Source organism: Streptomyces sp. WELS2 (genome assembly GCF_013870595.1).
GTDB lineage: Bacteria > Actinomycetota > Actinomycetes > Streptomycetales > Streptomycetaceae > Streptomyces.
Genome location: NZ_JACBWZ010001211.1, coordinates 1 through 1454 on the forward strand (window position 1 = coordinate 1; position 1454 = coordinate 1454).

The window sequence follows — 1454 nt, forward strand, 5'->3', positions numbered from 1 at the left end:
GGGCGACGGCGCCCGAGGCGGCGTAGAGCACGGCGGTGCGGCGCTGCCTGCGGGTCTGCTCGCGCAGTTCGTCGCGGACCGTCTCGCGGGCCACCTGGGCCAGTTCCTCGACCAGGTGCCGGTCCAGATGATGTTCCAGGTGTTCCGAACGGTTGTTCATGCCTTGCGGGTACCCGTCCGCCACAGTGGGTAACGCCAGGGCCGTGCACGCCCCGGGCGGCCCCAACTAGGCTCGTCCGCATGGAGATTCTGGGCGCTTCGCTGCGCATCTGCGTCGACGACCTCGAGACCGCGATCCCCTTCTACGAGCGGCTGACCGGCGGCAGGGCGCTGCGCTTCACGCGCGGTGGTGTCGAGGTCGCCGCGGTCGGTTCGTTCCTGCTGATGAGCGGCCCCGAGGAGGAGCTGGAGATCCTGCGCAAGGTGGCGGCGACGATCGCGGTGAAGGACGTCGAGGAGGCCCACCGGCTGCTGACCGGGCTGGGCGCGAGGGTCGTCGCGGGACCGGTGCCGACGCCGGCGGGCCGCAATCTGCTGGCGGTGCACCCGGACGGGTCGGTCTTCGAGTACGTGGACCAGCGCGGCTGAGCCGGTTCAGCTCCGCATCTCGGTGGTCAGGGCCCAGCGTTCGTGGTCGCGCCAGGCGCCGTCGACGTGGATCATGTCGGGCGAGAAGCCTTCCAGGCGGAACCCGGCGCCCCGGGCCAGGGCGATGGAGGCGGCGTTGCCCGGCTGGACGTTGATCTCCAGCCGGTGCAGGCCCAGCGGCCCGAACGCGTACCCGATCACCAGCTCCAGGCCCTCGCGCATCAGGCCCCGCCCGGCCGCGTGCGCGAAGGCGCCGTAGCCGAGGGCACCGCACTGGAAGCCGCCCCGCACGATGTTGTTGATGTTGATGAAGCCGGCGATGTCCCCGCCGTCCCGCTCGCACACCAGGAAGCCGGCCCGGGCCGGGTCGTCGATCAGCCGGCCGGCGTAGTCGGCGTACGCCTCGTCGGTGTCCGGCGGGAACAGCCAGGGGCGGTGCAGGTCCTTGCTCTCCCGGGCCCGGGCGGTGAACTCGGGGCCGTCTTCCAGGGTGAAGGGCCGGATGCCCACGCGGGGGCCCTCGGCGAGGTACCGGGACGGGGGATGCGCCATCGGCCCAGCCTACGGCGTCAGCGCAGGGCCGGCTCGTCCAGGGTGAGGGTGCCCGCCTCCGTGTCCAGGGTGGCACCCACCCCGAGCGGAACCGTCAACGCGCCCTCGCAGTGGCCGAATCCGACGTCCTCGGCGACCGGGATCCCGAGACCGCCGAGCCGGTCGGCGAACAGGGCCCGCAGCTCCTCCCGGCCGGCGCAGTCCTCCCAGGAGCCGAGCAGCACCCCGCGCGCCCCGTCCAGCCAGCCGGCGCGCAGGAGCTGGGTGAGGCAGCGGTCCAGCCGGTAGGCCGGCTCGCCGACGTCCTCCAGGCA

2 protein-coding genes and 1 pseudogene are annotated in these 1454 nt (G+C 73.2%); 1 reads left to right on the forward strand and 2 read right to left on the reverse strand.

Annotated features, from left to right (window positions below):
• Positions 1-240: 240 nt before the first annotated feature.
• Entirely contained in the window at positions 241-588 is a 348-nt protein-coding gene (locus H5J33_RS35095) for a VOC family protein (protein ID WP_181798694.1), read from the forward strand.
• Between the two features lie 6 nt (positions 589-594).
• Here the strand turns inward: H5J33_RS35095 and H5J33_RS35100 are convergent, their stop codons facing one another.
• Both H5J33_RS35100 and H5J33_RS35105 read right to left on the reverse strand, forming a co-directional pair.
• Positions 595-1140 carry a GNAT family N-acetyltransferase gene (locus H5J33_RS35100; protein WP_181798695.1) on the reverse strand — a complete coding sequence of 182 codons (546 nt, stop codon included), beginning with the start codon at positions 1138-1140 and terminating at the stop codon, positions 595-597.
• A 17-nt stretch (positions 1141-1157) separates the two neighbouring features.
• Positions 1158-1454, reverse strand: a pseudogene (locus H5J33_RS35105) (LD-carboxypeptidase); the annotation flags it as partial.